The sequence below is a fragment of the Fictibacillus terranigra genome, from assembly GCF_030412265.1.
In the GTDB taxonomy this organism is placed as follows: Bacteria; Bacillota; Bacilli; order Bacillales; family Fictibacillaceae; genus Fictibacillus_C; species Fictibacillus_C terrinigri.
In genome coordinates this window covers 253,385-270,080 of the sequence record NZ_JAUHLN010000001.1, presented here as the reverse complement: position 1 = coordinate 270,080, position 16,696 = coordinate 253,385, and the positions used below count along the sequence as shown (strand labels likewise).

The window sequence follows — 16,696 nt, the reverse complement described above, 5'->3', positions numbered from 1 at the left end:
CTATGAGAGAATTACAATCTCCTTTTTACCGAAGCATTAAGCTGAAAAGGGATAAGGTTCCGTCTTTTGGGGAGTTTCCGTTCAACCTGTCAGCCGTTAAGGCGCTGGAGGAATTGACGCTCCATCCGAACGTGACCTTTGTCGTCGGAGAGAACGGGATGGGGAAATCGACGCTGCTCGAAGCAATAGCGGTCGCCATGGGCTTCAATGCGGAAGGCGGCTCCCTAAACTTTAATTTTACAACGTACGATTCCCATTCCCATCTCGATGATTACCTTACCGTTGTCAGAGGAACCGAGCGGCCGAAAGACGGATTCTTCCTGCGTGCCGAAAGCTTCTATAATGTGGCTTCCAATATTGAAGAGATGGACAATGAGTTTGCTTTCGGTCCAAAAGTTATTGATTCATTCGGCGGAAAGTCCCTTCACGAGCAGTCGCACGGGGAGGCGTTCTTCGCCACGTTCTTGAACCGGTTTCGAGGAAAGGGCATCTATATCCTGGACGAGCCTGAGGCCGCTCTCTCTCCGCTCCGGCAGCTGTCCATGGTCTCACGCATTCATGAGCTTGTCCATGACAACTCCCAGTTCATCATCGCGACTCACTCACCGATCATCATGTCGTATCCATCGGCTAAAATTGTCGAGCTGACCGAAGAGGGCTTGCAGGAGACATCGCTGGAAGAAACAAACCACTATCAGATCATGAAGCAATTTTTTGATGACCGAGACAGGATCATGCATCATTTATTGCAGCCATAAGCCCTCCGGCGAGGGAGGGCTTACTTGCCTGCGATGAAATGATGAACTGCGCGATCCAGTGACTGGTCCGCCTGCCGCAAGCGCTCTTTCTCGTTTTGATGTGTTTGATCCATCATGAAAAGCTCTTCCTCACGCTCCGAAATCATTCGCTTTACTTCTTCCGGATTTGGGCCGCCCTGAATTTTTCGGCGATGGACAAATTCGCGGGGACAGACGATGCCCCTCCACTCTTCTTCCGTTAAAGATGCAGGATAGACCGTGCTGATCCATTCGTTCGCTTCTGTGACTGGTATTTCGTTCAATTCTTTCCCTGCGGATGTACATTTTTTTGAAACGGCGCTCGCAATCTGATGCGCTTTTCTGAAAGGCACGCCTTTATCCCGGGCGAGCACATCCGAAAGCTCTGTAATCGTGATGCAGGATTGGTTCGCACGCTTTGATGTCTTTTGCGCATCCACTTCCATCGTTCGGATGACGGCATGCATGAGCTGCAGAACACGTGAAGCTTTCTCATAGCTGCGGTACAGATGAGGCTGCAGGTCATCTTCGGTATCCACGATGTCACCGAACGGGGTGTTATGGATCATCTGAATGGCCGCCAGTGCTTCACCGGCTGCTGAACTGGCGAGTGAGCGCGAATGCTCGATCGACACCGGATTCCGTTTTTGCGGCATGATGCTTGAGATCTGCACGTATGGATCGGCCACGCGGATCACTCCAAATTCCCGTGTGGCTTGAAGGAGCAGATCCTGAATCCAGCGGCCAGAATTGATCATGAGCGTCATGACAGCGCTCGCTGTTTCCAGGAGATAGTCCCCGCCAGCGATGGCATCATAGGAGTTTTCTACAATACCTCCAAACCCTAAAAGGTCTCGTACGCGGTCTCTGCTGATCGGAAAGCTTGTCGTGGCAAGCGCGGCTGCTCCAAGCGGTGACCGGTTGACACCTTCATAGGCAGACCAGAGCCGGCGAACGTCTCTATTGACGACATCATAGATCGCAAGCAGATAATGGCCAAGCGTTGTTGGCTGGGCGGGCTGAGTGTGGGTATAAGCGGTCATGACCGTCTCAGCATGGTCCTTCGCCTGCTCCAGAAGCGACCCGCCGAGCAGGAGCGCATGTTGGATGAGTGTAAGTATATGCCTTCGCAAGACCAGCCGGTACATCGCTACCCCCATGTCGTTTCGGCTCCGCGCAATATGGACCTTACCGGCTAGATCTGCCCCTATTTCGTCTGCGAGCCGGCTTTCCATCATAAAAAACAAATCTTCAAAGAGCGGGTCATAATTCAGCTGCCGGTAATCGATCTTCCTCACCTTCTCAACGCCGGCAAGAATGGCCCCCGCTTCTTCTTTCCCAAGGATATCCTGTTCTGCAAGCATCACCACATGTGCCCGGTGAATCGCGAACATCTCTTTAAACAGATAGTCCCGCTGATCGTTGAACACATGCCTCAGAAGATGTTCTTCATATGTTTTGCCGGGGAACGACACTCCTTCATCGCGGATAAATTCATCTTTTGTTTTCACGTCTTCGCCTCCTTGTTTTTAGAGAGAGCGCTCTGCTTTAATGCCAAAAAACTTATTGGATATGAACAGCACAAGACCGATTAAGCTGATCTGAATCATTCCATACGCGGCTGCCTGCCCCATATTAAACATTCGGAGCTGGTTCATGATTTCAATGGAGATCGGACGGTTGCTTAAGGTGTACAACAGGACCGAGGTTGGAAATTCCCCAACCGCCTCCACAAAAGCAAGCAGTGTACCGGCCATTATTCCAGGCATGACCAGTGGAAGCACGACCCTTCGAAATAAGTAGAACCACCCTGCACCAAGGTTTCTCGCCGCTTCCTCAAGCGAGTCATCCAGCTGCTCAAGCGAAGCATTCGTTGAACGCACGACAAGTGGAATATGGCGGATAAAATATGCCAGCGGCAAAATCCAAAACGTACCGACCAGGATGTTGCCAAACGTAAAGGGAGATGGTTCGTTAAATGCCAAAATCAGATTCATCCCCACTACAGTGGCGGGAAGCGCCCAAGGGAGCATCACCATGATATCCAGCATATTCTTGCCATAAAATTTTCGTTTCACGAGAACATACGAGGTCAGCACACCGAACACGAGATTTCCAAGCGTCGCAAGGAACGCCAGAATTAAACTATTCCGTACAGGATCCCAGATTTTTGGCTCGGTAAACAGAAATAAATAATTCTCAATATTAAAAACGGATGGATACGTCTGATACGTCCATGTCCCATCAGGAACAAGGGACAGAATAAGGATTGTTGCATGGGGAAGCAGGAGGATGATTACGCCTAAAACCCCCAGGATCACCATCGACCCTTTCAAAAAAGGATTCTTAATCTCACTTCGATGGGCTCCGATTCCTTTCGTAGCCATTCTGTAATCTCGCCGGTTCTGATACCACCTCATAAACAGGAGAAAGGATATCGAAACGACGGATAAAATAACAGATTGTGCAGCCGCCATCTGCAGGTTGCCGTTTACTTTAGAAAAGTAGATTTGCAGACTCAGCACCCTGAACCCACCCGCCAGCAGGAAAGGTGCGCTAAAGGAAGCCATGGAGGTCATGAATACCAAAAGAGATGCACCGACAATGGCAGGCGTTAAAAGGGGAAGCGTTACTTTTCTAAATACGGTAAACCTTCCCGCTCCAAGGTTATAGGCCGCTTCCTCAAGGGATGGATCAATGCTGCGGATGGTGCTGGAGACTGTCATATAGAAGTACACATACATCGTGTAGGCATGAACAATGAGGATGCCCGAAACCCCGCCGATCTTAAACGGAACATGTTTCAGCCCGAGCAGGTCTTTTATTGCATTTGGCACCAGGCCGGACTCACCATAAAGGAACATAAACGCCATCACTCCGACAAGGGACGGAAGGACAATCGGCAGAATCGCGGCACTGGAAAAGAAGCTTCTCCCCGGAAATTCATACTTATTGAAGATGAAGGCCAGCGGCACGCCGATCAGTGCCGAGAACAGTACACTTAAAAGTGAAATATAGACGGAGTTCCACAGTGCCCGCAGGTTGGACCGGCTTTCTGTACCAAAGAAGGTTTCATAGTTTTTAAGGTTCCATCCCCCTTTGTGATGGAAACTCTCGATCAGTGTGCGAAGAGATGGATAAAGGACATAGGCCACCAGGACGAGGATAACCGGAATCAGCAGGAGGAGTGTAAAACGCCGGTCACGGTTTTTCATGTGCTCATACTCCTTGCCGGTTGATTCATGACGCGCGGAATCACTCTCACATGGGATTCCGGAAAACGCACCCACACTTTATCCCCCGGCTGAGGCTCACGTCGTGTCTGGTTATTCAGAATAAGGGCCTGAACGGTTTTTTCACCTAACGAGATAAAAAGATTAACAGATGCCCCGGTAAATTGAGCCAGCTCCACGTTTCCTTCATATACATTTTGCAGGTTAAGAGGCTCTTCATCAAACACTTCAACCGCTTCCGGACGAATGGAAACAGACAGATGATGATCTCGCTCATAAGAAGAGAAAAGAGTCTCGGCCACCACCTTTTTATTCTTGTTTTCCTCCCAGGAAAACTGAAGGGTTTCCCCCCCCTTTCCATCCCAAATGACCGGAATCAGGTTGGTTTCTCCAATAAAGGCAGCCACAAAATCATTGGCTGGTTCATTATAAATCTCCTTAGGTGTTCCTACTTGCTGACACTCCCCAAAGTTAAAAACAGCGATCCGGTCACTCATGGATAACGCCTCAACCTGGTCATGGGTCACATAGATGGTGGTGATTCCATAATCCCGCTGTAAACGAAGGATTTCTGTCCTCATCTCATCCCTAAGGCGTGCATCAAGATTACTCAGCGGTTCATCCAGCAGCAGGATTTCCGGTTCGATCACAAGGGAGCGGGCAAGCGCCACCCGCTGCTGCTGCCCCCCGCTGAGCTGGCTCACCTGCCGGCCTATAAATGCTTCAAGCCTGACCTTTTTAAGTGACTGCTCTACCTTTTTCTTGATCTCGGCTGATCCGAGCCTGCGCACCTTAAGGCCAAATGCAACGTTCTCAAATACCGTCATGTGAGGAAACAGAGCATAGTTTTGAAACACCATGCCTGTATTGCGTTTTTCGGGCACTACTCTTGTCATATCACGGTCTCCGAACAGCACTCTCCCGGTCGTAGGGTAATAGAATCCTGCTATCATTCGGAGGGTAGTTGTTTTTCCGCAGCCGCTCGGACCGAGAAACGTAAAGAACTCCCCCTTTTTGACTTCTAGATTCAGCTCCTTAACGGCTTGATAATCTTTAAACGATTTGGTTATATTCTCGAGCAATACAGATGACATTTACTGCTCCCTCTCTTCTGCCTGCCTTATTCTTTTTGCTCTTTTTCCTTGCTCTTAATGTTGTTGTCCCAGTATTCCATCCACTCATTGGATTTTTGCTCAAAAACCTTCCAGTCAATGTCCATCGGCTTAATTTTGGTCTCCTCAATCCATTTCGGCAGTTCGTCGATATCTGTTCGTGTTGGAATGCGGTAATGCTTTTCTGCCAGAGTTTTGTTCGCTTCCTTGGAGTTCACAAACTCATAAAAAGCTTTCGCCGCTTTAGGATGCTTCGCATTTTTGACGAGCGCGATCCCTTCGGTCAGGACAGGCGTGCCGCTCTCTGGGATCACAAAGTCAAACGGGTAGTTTTTTTCTTCTTTAAGCATGACAACATCAGGCATGGCCCATACCGAAACGGTGCCTTCACCCTTTGCTATCTTGCTGTACATGATTTCCGGATTCGCCGAATACTCCTTCGTGTTGGCATCCAGCTTCTCCAGCCATTCATATCCTGGTTTTGTATCCTTTGAATCCTTATAGTCGCGGTAGATCATGGCAGAGAAGATCGTTCTCATCGTACCGGATGCCAAAGGGTAGCGGATGACCACCTTGTCTTTCCATTTCGGATCAAGAAGCTCATCCCAGTCCTTTGGAGCTTCCTTCTTGCTGAGCTTTTTATTGTTATACATAATAACTTCTGGAGTTTGGCTCGTTCCGCTCCATGCCCAGTCCTTATCATGGAATTCGTCTTTTAGCGCCTTCGCATACGTTGGTTTGTATGGCTCGAGAAGCGCTTCTCCTTTTGCCTGGTTAAACATTACGGAAGGAGCACCCCACCAGACGTCGGCCTGAGGATTTTTCTTCTCTGAACGCACTCGGTCCAATACTTCCTGTGAACCGATATCAAGCCATTCCACATCAACATTCGGGTTTTCTTTCTCAAATTTTTGTTCAAATTCCTGGAGGATATCCTTGCCATGAGGTGAATAGATGACCACCTTTTCTTCCAGATTCTTGCTCACTTTCCCTCCGCTTGCTTTTTCCGTTTGGTCCGCTGCCATACAGCCGCTTAAAAGAAGGGAAAGGCTAACGGCAGCACCCGCTGCACAGGCCATCACTTTTTTCCCGCCCATGAAAATCACTCCCCATCGTAAAATTAGAGTGAACAGGAGAGAATGAATCCCTCCTATCCACAGTTGATTTACTGCTCTCTTGAATAATCGATCAGGTTGGTGAACAACCGGTAACCGCCTGGGACATTGTTTTGAATTTGACGGTACCATACAAGATTGGTATATAAATAGCTGCCTTTTCCATAGTTCGCCATTAAAATGCCTCCATTAAACGGTGCCTCATTCGGATCCGCCATGCTTACAAATGTCTCGAACTGATCAGACCACTCGCTTGGATAATAGAGGCCCCGTTCTTGAATCCAGCCCTGCCAATCTTTATCCGTGATCTTGTTTGGCGTGTTGAACAGTGGATGTGCAGGCTTCAGCATCGTTACCTTTGCATTTTCATCCGTCACCCTCCACCTTATGGACGGGCTGCCGATCACGAGTTTATATGGAGCGGTTTTTTCTGCATCCCATTTGTCTTCAGGCTTATGGTATTGGACAACGAGATGACCCCCATTTTTCACGAAATCCAGCAGCCTGCTGTTATTCTTCAGCAGGTCCTCCCGGGAAAGGTAGGCACGGATGCCGATCACAATCGTATCGAACTGGGAGAGATCCATAGCTTCTAATTGCCCCTTATCCAATGAGACAACATTCATGCCCACAGCTCTGAGCTGGGATGACACATTATCAAACCCGCTCTCTACATATCCAATCCTTTTTGACTTGTCGAACTGAAGAGGAAAAGCAGCAGCTTTTGTTCCTGCATCATACAAGTAATAGAAGTTGCCGATATGCGGATAAGAAATATTTTGGACGGACGTGCCCAGTGTTTTGCCATTGACCGTCGCATCTGGCTTAAGGCGATAGCTTCCTTCCTTCACCTGAGCCGGCAATTGGACGGTAAACACGGCCGTCTTGACCTCGCCATGCTTATTGAAAGAAACCTTTTGGCCGTCATTGGCCACTTTCCAGCCATCAGGAACCTTTAAATGCAGGACTGCCTGTTCCTTTCCGGCTGTGTGGTTTTTCGCTTCCACTTTTACTTGAATGGATTTTTTTAAATCGGCAGTGTTAACAACCAGGCTTTCAGGATCACTTTTCACCGAAACGTCAGGCAAAACAGCTGCTGTTTGTTCGAGTTCCACACTTTTTTCCGCTTTTGTACCATGCACCTTGTAGGTGACACTTGAAGTGATCACAGACGGTTCATAAGGCTGATAGTAAGAGGCATTCTTAGCTGCTTTTATACTGAAAGCAAATGTTTTTGCCTCACCTGGTTTTAACTCCGCTCGATGCAGATGCTCCGAAACCTTCCATGTTTTTGGAAGATGAAGGGCGGCTTTTACCGATCGAAGGATCTGTTTTCCGTTATTTTTTACCGTTACTTTTACTTTTGCAGAGCCTCCCTGTACAAGAACAGGATGGTCAATCACGGTTTTGACGGTCACCTGAGAAGCTTCAGCCGCCAAATTCATCAGCTGGCTTTCCTTAATATCCAGGCGGAAGAGGAGATCATCTTTCGCTTCCCTTGAGAGCGAACTGCGCTTCACACGTTCTTCGAGCTGTCGGGTATGCTTGATCGCAGGATAAACATCCTCTGCAATTGCTTTTCGGTCGGGGTACAGCTCCACCAGATCGTCGTAGTCGGATTGGAGATCCTTCAGCTTCTTTTTAACCCCTTTGTCTTTTACTGTACCGGCATACTCCTTTAAATCGTAAGGCAGATGATCAAAAAGGGACTGTTCCGTACCCGGGGCTCCCAGTCTGGAGTTTTCCAGCTTGAGATGAATCATTCTTGGCTGCGCAGGAATGTCACGGCCCATCCCCTGGCTCTTATGGAGAAAGCGTGATTCTTCGCCGATTTGCGGATACGTTTTACCGTAAACATCATCCATCATTCCGATTTGGAAAGAAGTCGTCGCACCTTTTTCATCAGAAGGCAGGTAAAGCTTTTTGATCCCCCAAGGTTTCAGTCCTTCCTTGATCTGACCGGGGAACACTTTTGGATCCGCCGCATCCTTATAAGCTTTGAGTGTCAAGTAGTTCATCGTGCGGTGATGCCCATGCTCTGTATCAACGTCAAGGAACGAAGGCATGATGATGTCCGGGCGGTATGTACGAATCAATCGGATGACCCGCTCATAAGCTGTCTGCTCTCCCCATTTGGAGAGCGTTTCTTCTTTGGATTTTGAAAATCCGAAATCATAAATCTCATCGCTCGGCTTACGGCTGAGGTGATAGACCTTTACACCAGTCACCTTTGAAGCCTCGATCAGCTCCCTTGTACGGATAATGCCGAGAGCATCCCCGAGCTCGTTTCCGATTTCGTTCTGCCCTCCTTCTCCCCGATTGGCAATCAGGCTCGCGGTCCGGACTCCTTTTCCACGTGACAGGTAAGCGAGCAGATCACTTCGCTCATCATCCGGGTGAGCACCTGTATTCAAAAAACTGACGATCGTATCGAGCGGCTTTACCGCACTCCAGAGGTCTTTTGGTTTTTCCTCGGCTGATTCTCCCCGGGCATTGGCGGGAACCATCAATACGGACGTCATCAGGACAGACATGACAATGGCAATGATACGTTTCATGAACCCATCTCCTTTTCACATCTCTTTTAAAACACTTTCCGTTTCCCGGAGCACAAGAGATACGGCACCGACAACCCCCAGATCTTCTCCAAACGCCGTTGTTTTAACAGGGGCCGATACCGATGCAAAATCTTGGATGATGTTCTGAATCCTTGGCATAAACCAATCCGCACTCTTTGAAATGCCACCTCCTAAAAGGACAATTTCAGGATTTATAATTGAAATCACGTTAGCTACTGCAAAGCCAATATGATCAATTACCTCGTTTATCACTTGCAATGCATCAGGGTCGCCTTGCCTGGCTTTCTGAAAAACATCCCTGGCTGTAAAATCTCGTGGAAATGAATGATCAGCCGGTCTCCCTTTCAGTTCATGCTGCATGCTCTGGACAATACCTGGGCCTCCTGTAAACCGCTCTAAAAAGCCATAGCCCTCATGCGGAGTAGACAGATTTGCTCCCTTCGCTTTTGCTGCATCGGTGACCATATAGCCGATCTCACCTGCCGCCCATGTTGCGCCCCGGTAAAGCTGCCCGTTGATGATGATGCCGCAGCCCACTCCTGTTCCGATGGCGATCAGGACGACATTGCTCAACCCTTTTGCTGCCCCGAGCCATTGTTCACCGATCGCCGCGACGTTCACATCGTTATCAACCAGCACGGGCCATGGAAACAGCGCTTCCGCTTCTTTTTTCAAAGGATAATTCGACCAGCCGAGACTTGGCGCGTCAATAACAATTCCTCGATCCACATCAGTCATTCCTGGAGCACCGATCCCCATTCCAAGGATTTCTCCGTTCATCATACCTTGTTTTTCTAAAAGCATTTCCACCCGCTCTTTAATCGCGTGTAAAAAACTCGAGTGAATATGGTTTTGTGTTGAAAACTCATCAACGTCTAGCAAGTTTCCATCAAGATCACTGATCCCTATCCTTACTTTTGTCCCACCAATATCCACACCGATCACGTAAGCAGCCCGGCAGTTAAATACAAGCTGAATGGGTTTTCTACCGCCTAAGCTCTTTGAAACACCTATACCGCTCTCTTTAATCCATTTTTCATTAAGCAATTCTTCCACGATTGCCGATACAGTAGGCTTGGAGAGCTGCAGCCTCTCAGCAATTTCAGTACGCGAGAGCGGTCCATCTCCTTTTATACAATGGAGGATGTTCCGTTTGTTCTTTTCTTTAATAAACGCGGTACCGCCCTTGTGTATAAATTTCATCATTTGTCTCCTTCATTAAAGTTTGACCATGACAGGTGACTTCTGCTTTTCAGATTAAAAATAATGTTGAGATATGAAATGGAAAGGATCTGGGTGAGTGGCTCGAGGATCATTGCAGGGTTGGTTAGTAAAGGTTCCTAACTTTCTTATTCATTTTAAAAATTAAAGTCTGAAAATTCAATATATAGTTACTCGATTTCCCAAAATGAGGAAAAAGTAGCGGGAGGACCGGAGGATTCTTTCGAATCAATGAGAAAGGAATTGGGTTTTTTGCACTAAAAAAAGAGAAAAGGGAATAAGCCCTTCTCTCTTTATCGTTTTGGCGCCAGCTCCACCGCCTGACGGAGCGCTTCGGTCATACTTTTTTCATCGGCCAGCCCTTTGCCGGCAATATCGAATGCCGTTCCGTGATCTACGCTCGTCCGTATGATCGGCAGCCCGACGGTGATGTTTACTCCTGCATCCAGTCCAAGGACTTTGACGGGTCCGTGGCCCTGATCATGGTACATGGCAACGACAATGTCAAAATCCCCGCGGACCGTGCGGAAAAACAGGGTATCGGCAGGAAGCGGCCCTACTGCATTAACGCCTTCTTCCAGTGCTTTTTTCACTCCAGGAATGACTTTCTCTTCTTCTTCGCCATATCCGAACAGTCCGTTTTCTCCGGCATGAGGATTAATACCGCAGACCGCAATCTTCGGAGATTCAATCCCTGATTTTTTCAGCGTTTCATGCGCTAATTTAATCACTCGGTAGACCCGTTCAGGGTTAATCATTTTTACAGCGTCTATGATGCCGACATGGGTCGTGACATGGATTACTTTTAAATTCGGAGCGGAAAGCATCATCGAAAACTCTTTGGTGCCTGTCAACTCGGCCAATATTTCAGTGTGTCCCGGATACTTATGGCCTCCTTTGTGCAGTGCCTCCTTGTTCAATGGGGCTGTGCATATCGCATCGATCTTACCTTTATTCGCAAGGTCGATCGCCTTGCTTAAATATTCAAAAGCGGCATGTCCTGCAAGGGAAGAGACCTGTCCGACCGGGAGATCCGCAGGCAGCAGATCCAAATTCAGAGTGTAAACCGTACCATACTCGAAGTTAAGACGATCAATCTCCTCTTCTGTAATATTTTGAATCGCAAGGCCGCTGTCCACGAAGCCTTTAGCCCGCTCCAAAATTTTGCTGTCGCCGATTACGAAAGGGCGGCATAGATCATATATTTCCCGGTTCGCGAGACTTTTTAAGATGATTTCAGGACCTACACCTGCTGCATCTCCCATTGTGATACCGATGATACTTTTATTTTGATTCATGTTGTAACACCTCTCCTGTCATATGGTTCAACGCATGGACTAAAGAATCTTCATTGCCGAATCCCCCGGCCTTAGTTACCGCCATAAACATGCGTTTTTTATCGCTTAGGATCCCCAGGGGAAGACCCGGCTCCAGCTCAGACCACAGTTCCATTTGTGTCATTCCGGCTTCTAAACATACTGCCTTTGCGGTGTCTCCACCAGTAAGCACCAACCCTGAGATATCAGGAAACCGGTCAAGCACAGACCGGGCTATGATTCCAAGTTCCCTTGATATCCTTTCACCGATCTGATTCTTAAGCAGGCCTAATTCACCGCCAAGCATCCGGGCAGCTTCCCGGTTTTCATGTGAACCATCCACATAGAGGACGAAATGGCGCATACCCGGGACCTGTTTTATGCTTTGAATCAGATTTTGCAGATCATAGGTCTTTTTCATTAAATCTGCTGGCTGCATTTCAATCATGAAGGAATCCGGCATTGTACTCACCTTTTCCAGCTGAACTTTCGTCGTCATGGATAAGCTGGCTGACACAGTAAGGGTTCGGCTTATCTCTGCCTTTGCCTTTTTCTCTCGCTTTGGCACTTCAAGCTTCAGGGCAGCCGGCAAGTACTCGATGAGACCTGCTGATCCCGCCCATAAAAGTTTTTTATGGAGAGAGGCAAAAATTTGAGCTGCTTTTTCCAGATGCTCTTCCTTCTCTGCATCACAAACAAACCACGTTTTCCCTTCATCCATCTCATCAAGCACGTATGCTAAAACTTCTTTCATTGAACGGGACAGCAATCCGCTGTCGATTGTGCCGATTTTATGTCCGGCGTACTTCCTCAATAGCGCCGGGATGCTGCTTTCTGTAACGGGCGTTTTTGGATCTTGTCCAAACTCCGTCTGCTCAACAAGTCTGCCGCGAACATATTGGCATCCATTGATCGTTTGCCTCTCCAATTTGGGGTAGGCTGCCGAAATGACAACAATTTCTGGTTGAACCGCGTCACACACAGCGGCCAGTTCGGCACCTATATTTCCACGGAGGGTGGAGTCCATTTTCTTATACACATGGACGTCATGCAGGTTCTTCACATGCAATGAAGCCTCATAAACACGATGATACGCTTCTTCTTCGGTTAAAGCCCTGCTGTCAGTATCATAAATGGCTACATCCGTCTCACCATCCGGCTTTTTGTTGTTTTCCAGCCATACGGTCGATCGGAATCCCTGCTTCGATAGTTGTACGCCTGAGTCATTGGCTCCTGTCAGGTCATCTGCCAGTATAAATAATTGCATTGAAGAAAAACTCCTTTAAATTAAAACCGTTTAGTGTGTAAGATTCACATCTGTTGCCGTTTTCTTTGTTCGTTTTGCCAGCCATGCGGTTAAGATCGGTGTCAAAATTGCAGTTACGACAACCGCTGCTGTCACTTGAAGGGTCGCGACCGCAGCTATTTCCTTGTACCCTGTATACACCGCAGCAACCGCCAAAGGAACCGCAGAAGCGTTACCTGCTGTAGACGCAGCTGCTACACCAGCCACACCATCTCCCCCTGTAAACCGGTCGGCCAGGAATAGTACAATTCCAGTAATCACGACAACACCAAGACCAAGAATGATTCCTGAAGCTCCTGCCTGCACCACTTTGGTCAAATCAATTCCCGCTCCAAGAGCTAGTGCAAACAATGGGATGATTACGTCAGAAGCCTTACTCAAGAATGCTCTCATGTCTTCATCAAGGTTACCGAGAATCATACCCAGGATCAAAGGCAGAATCGCAAATACAAAGGCCAATAAAGGAAAACTTGCAAGACCTGCTACACCAAGAATGAGCATGGTGAAAAACGGACCTGATTCCAACGACATAATGGAATAAGCGGCAACGTCTTCATTCCGTTTGCCTAACTGCCCCATCAGCGCCATATATAATCCGCCGTTTGTATCGGAAAAAGCGGCTACAATGGCCAGTGCGGATAATCCTAGGAATAGATGGTTTTGATCTGGAGCGATGGCTTTTATGAGAAGGGCAACAATAAGTGCTGTCCCAATTTTACCAACCCATAAGGAAACGCCTTTTTTTAAGATATACCCGGTTGCTTCAAATCTGATGGTTGATCCGAGACAAACATAGAATGCCGCCAATAAAGCGGACGTACCTGTTAAAAGCCCGCCGGTAAAAGAGCTTTTAAACTCTGGCAGTTCAAACAAATCTGGAAAAAAAGTTTTAATCAGCGCCCCGATCAACAAAGGAACTAACATCATTCCGCCGGGAACACGCTCTATCGTTTTTTTAATTTTCATTTTATAACCCCGCCTTTTGCAATGTGTTTAATTTTTAAACATAAACCCTTACAGAAAACGTTTTCAATTATGATAGTACACCTTATTGTTTTAAATTTGCAATGGAAATGTTTTCATTCGTGCGAGAACGTTTAATTTTTAAACAATGATTTGTTAAAGAATAATGTTGTTATTTGATTTGCCCGAACATTTTACCGAGAGCGAGTGAGTTTTAATGGCGTTAGCGGACATAATTAACCAAATCAGAAACTTAGCCAAAGAGACCAGCAGCGATGGAAGGAGTTCTTCACAAACTCATTAGGGAGTTCGGGAGAAACAGAGTCTGTATTCACTGATGTTATCAGTACAGAAACACAAAAAAACCTATAAATGGTGTAGCGGCTAAATATCTAGACCATTATTTGACCTGGTTCCAATTCTTAGACAATCAAACATATAAAAGATAACTTTACGATAACCAAAATGGTTTTAGACAGTCAGTTAACACAACTTATGATAAACTAGGGTTATCAGAATTTTCCGAATAAAAGAACGTTCGTTGTTCCGTTAAAGGGCCAGTTTAATTGAACAAGGAATTGGCATGACACCTTAATTAGTGAGCTATCTACAACACGCCGCAAATGAATTTTGACCAAAAGGATTATCTATAAAAGGGATTAAATTGGAGGGAATAGTAAATGGATGTAAAGACACTTTTGCTACAGCAATGGGCAAGCTGCTTAGATGAAGAAGACTGGTTTCCACCACTTGAAAAAGTGCTAGAGGATATCACTTTTGAACAGGCAATTTGGAAACCGGCTGATGGGGCAATGAATTCCATTTGGGAATTAGTTTGTCATTTACTTTTCTATGAAAAGAGATTTCTGATGCGATTTCTTGGTGAAACAGCGAATGAACCACAGGCAGAAAATAATGAATCTACATTTCGATTACCAACTGAGACGTTAGAAAATTGGAAGGAAACAAAACAAGAATACTTTTATGTTCATCGTGAACTTGGAAAAATACTGGCAAAATCAGAACATGAAGATTTGTATAGACAGATCCCGGGAGAAGATCATTCATTAGTGCTTGAACTGAAGAGTTTAGCAATGCACGACGCATATCATATTGGGCAAATTGTACTCCTTAGTAAAATGCAAGGAGCTTGGGCGGGAAGACGGAGCTTTTAAAAAAGCTTCATCAGCTTTACAGTTATTCCATTATAGGGGTCTTTAATGGAAAAAGAACGGGAACGTCCAAATCGGACGTTCCCATATTTTATACCTGAAAAACAACAATACTACTTAACAAAGCCTTAAACAAAAAAAGAAGCTGAACTTAACTTTTCAGCTTCCTCCATAGGGTGGCACGGGTAATTCCTAGCCTTTTTGCCGCTCTTGTCTGATTAAAATCTTCTTCCTCGAGCACGACACGTATTATTTTTTCCTCAATCTCGTTTAATGTCCCTTTCAATACTTGATTCATACCTTGTTTGATCTGATTCGTTGAATTCAAGAGCTGTTGAATTCTTTTTTTCTCAAGAATATATCCCTTCTCCAACAGTACGGCATCTTTTATCAGGGCTTTTAGTTCCGCCACGTTTCCCGGCCAAGGATAGTGCTGCAATTCCTCAATGGCATCCTCTTTAATACGAACAGCGGATGTTCCAAGCTGTTGATGATAAAGCGCCATAAAATAAGTGGTGAGCTCCTGAAGATCTTCCTTGCGGTCTCGGAGTGCGGGCATTCTGATCCTCGTTACGTTTTCATGATAACTGAGTCTTCTCAAGGTTTCTTGTTCAGATGGAGAGCATGAAGCGATCACCGTCAGCCCCTGTTCCTTCAGCTGAAAAAGTGCCTGTATAAAGATATCTCCATGCTGTCCTTCCAGCAAGTGAAGCGAATGGACATAAACGGTGGAGATGCTTTCATTGATATCTTCGATCCGGAGTTCAATCAGATCAGCGGCTGATATGGAAGCCAACAGCGAACGATTTTCTCCATTTTCATAATGAAAGTACTTGGCCAGCAATCTCTTCCCCGTCCCTTCTTCCCCTATCAAAAGGATTGGACTTCCTGAAGGGGCTGAAAGCAGTAAAGATATACACTCTGCCATCGCTTGACTTTGATTAATAAGGAAAGGCCGCTGTGTAATGGCTTCGATTTCAAGGCTCGATCGCTCGTTTAAGGTAACACTCTCCAAAAAGCACACCAAGTAGTTTATCTCCATGATGTTTCTCATATTTATCGTTATTTTAATCTGCTCTTCGCCGTTTTGCATGACCCGATGATACGTTTTGTTTTGAGTGTATTGCTGCAGACGCAGATCTTCCAGCTGTTGATCTGACAACGGCCTTTTTGAAAAAACAGCCCAGTTTTCGTAAACGACTGAACCGTTTTCCGTAAAGACGAGCATGTCGGGCTGCGCAAGTTTCAAAATTTCCCGCTGAAGAGTGGATTCAAGTGATTTCTTTTCCACTAGTTTATATACAGAAACCGCACGTTGGAATGAATCCAATATGGCTTCTTTTCCTGACTGAATCAGTATGCCGTTCAAACCGTTATTTGAAGCCGCATTAACCGTCACCACATCCCCCATGATGAGCTCATATCCCTCTTTTTTGAGCTGCTGAACGAGTGGAACGGTTTCCTGTTCTTCCTCAATCGTAAATACTTCCATTGAAATATCCAATAAATCGGTAATCGCCTGGGCTCCCATCGTAATATTAGAGAAGCCGACAATCGCTTTTTTGCCGTTAAAATCATTGGCGAGCGTGAGAACTCTCAGCATGTCGTAGCCGGAAACATGAACATCAACAACCGGGATATTAACTTCTTCTTCAATTATTTTTGCAGTGCCTCCCCGGCTGATGATCACATCGAACCCTTGCCTTTCAGCCTCTTTCGCGACCGCGGCCCCTTCCTGAAGATTGCCGATTTGAATATGTACATCTAACACGTCCTGCTCTTGCTTGCATTCCTCAATTAAATTCTTCATCGTGGCATACGGAGCCACAAACAAGGCTTTTATTTTCATATCCGATTACACCCGCAGTATTTTGGTGCCAGGCACCGTAATTCGGGTGCCTGG

12 protein-coding genes and 1 pseudogene are annotated in these 16,696 nt (G+C 46.5%); 3 read left to right on the top strand and 10 right to left on the bottom strand.

The features are described 5' to 3' along the window. Positions 1-2 precede the first annotated feature (2 nt). A complete protein-coding gene (locus QYF49_RS01340; RefSeq protein ID WP_290397840.1) occupies positions 3-758 on the top strand; it encodes an AAA family ATPase in 756 nt (251 codons plus the stop codon). 20 nt (positions 759-778) lie between these two features. Here QYF49_RS01340 and argH read toward each other — a convergent pair whose 3' ends face one another. From argH to QYF49_RS01295, 9 genes are all read right to left on the bottom strand, one after another. Next, complete coding sequence (gene argH, locus QYF49_RS01335) at positions 779-2,287, bottom strand: argininosuccinate lyase (RefSeq protein ID WP_290397839.1); 1,509 nt, start codon at positions 2,285-2,287, stop codon at positions 779-781. An 18-nt stretch (positions 2,288-2,305) separates the two neighbouring features. Next, entirely contained in the window at positions 2,306-3,991 is a 1,686-nt protein-coding gene (locus QYF49_RS01330) for an ABC transporter permease (protein WP_290397838.1), read from the bottom strand. Next, complete coding sequence (locus QYF49_RS01325; protein ID WP_290397837.1) at positions 3,988-5,103, bottom strand: ABC transporter ATP-binding protein; 1,116 nt, start codon at positions 5,101-5,103, stop codon at positions 3,988-3,990. The genes QYF49_RS01330 and QYF49_RS01325 overlap by 4 nt, the downstream gene beginning before the upstream one ends. A 26-nt stretch (positions 5,104-5,129) precedes the next feature. After that, a complete protein-coding gene (locus QYF49_RS01320; protein WP_290397836.1) occupies positions 5,130-6,218 on the bottom strand; it encodes an extracellular solute-binding protein in 1,089 nt (362 codons plus the stop codon). 68 nt (positions 6,219-6,286) lie between these two features. Then, the gene (locus QYF49_RS01315; RefSeq protein WP_290397835.1) at positions 6,287-8,794 is read right to left on the bottom strand and encodes an NEW3 domain-containing protein; all 2,508 of its coding nucleotides are present in this window, start codon (positions 8,792-8,794) and stop codon (positions 6,287-6,289) included. A 15-nt stretch (positions 8,795-8,809) separates the two neighbouring features. Continuing rightward, positions 8,810-10,021, bottom strand: coding sequence for an ROK family transcriptional regulator (locus QYF49_RS01310; RefSeq protein ID WP_290397834.1), 1,212 nt, complete (start codon positions 10,019-10,021; stop codon positions 8,810-8,812). Between the two features lie 308 nt (positions 10,022-10,329). Then, on the bottom strand, positions 10,330-11,334 hold the full coding sequence (pdxA, locus tag QYF49_RS01305; RefSeq protein ID WP_290397833.1) for a 4-hydroxythreonine-4-phosphate dehydrogenase PdxA: 1,005 nt from the start codon (positions 11,332-11,334) through the stop codon (positions 10,330-10,332). Next, the gene (locus QYF49_RS01300; protein ID WP_290397832.1) at positions 11,321-12,619 is read right to left on the bottom strand and encodes a four-carbon acid sugar kinase family protein; all 1,299 of its coding nucleotides are present in this window, start codon (positions 12,617-12,619) and stop codon (positions 11,321-11,323) included. The genes pdxA and QYF49_RS01300 overlap by 14 nt, the downstream gene beginning before the upstream one ends. A 30-nt stretch (positions 12,620-12,649) precedes the next feature. Continuing rightward, the gene (locus QYF49_RS01295; RefSeq protein ID WP_290397831.1) at positions 12,650-13,624 is read right to left on the bottom strand and encodes a 2-keto-3-deoxygluconate permease; all 975 of its coding nucleotides are present in this window, start codon (positions 13,622-13,624) and stop codon (positions 12,650-12,652) included. A 368-nt stretch (positions 13,625-13,992) separates the two neighbouring features. Between QYF49_RS01295 and QYF49_RS01290 the strand changes: the two are divergent. Both QYF49_RS01290 and QYF49_RS01285 read left to right on the top strand, forming a co-directional pair. Beyond that, a pseudogene (locus QYF49_RS01290) lies at positions 13,993-14,151 on the top strand (IS1595 family transposase); the annotation flags it as partial. Positions 14,152-14,301: 150 nt separating this feature from the next. Continuing rightward, positions 14,302-14,796, top strand: coding sequence for a DinB family protein (locus tag QYF49_RS01285; protein WP_290397830.1), 495 nt, complete (start codon positions 14,302-14,304; stop codon positions 14,794-14,796). 148 nt (positions 14,797-14,944) lie between these two features. On the opposite strand, the gene QYF49_RS01280 is transcribed toward QYF49_RS01285, so the two are convergent. Beyond that, positions 14,945-16,642, bottom strand: coding sequence for a sigma-54-dependent Fis family transcriptional regulator (locus tag QYF49_RS01280; protein WP_290397829.1), 1,698 nt, complete (start codon positions 16,640-16,642; stop codon positions 14,945-14,947). Between the last annotated feature and the right edge of the window lie 54 nt (positions 16,643-16,696).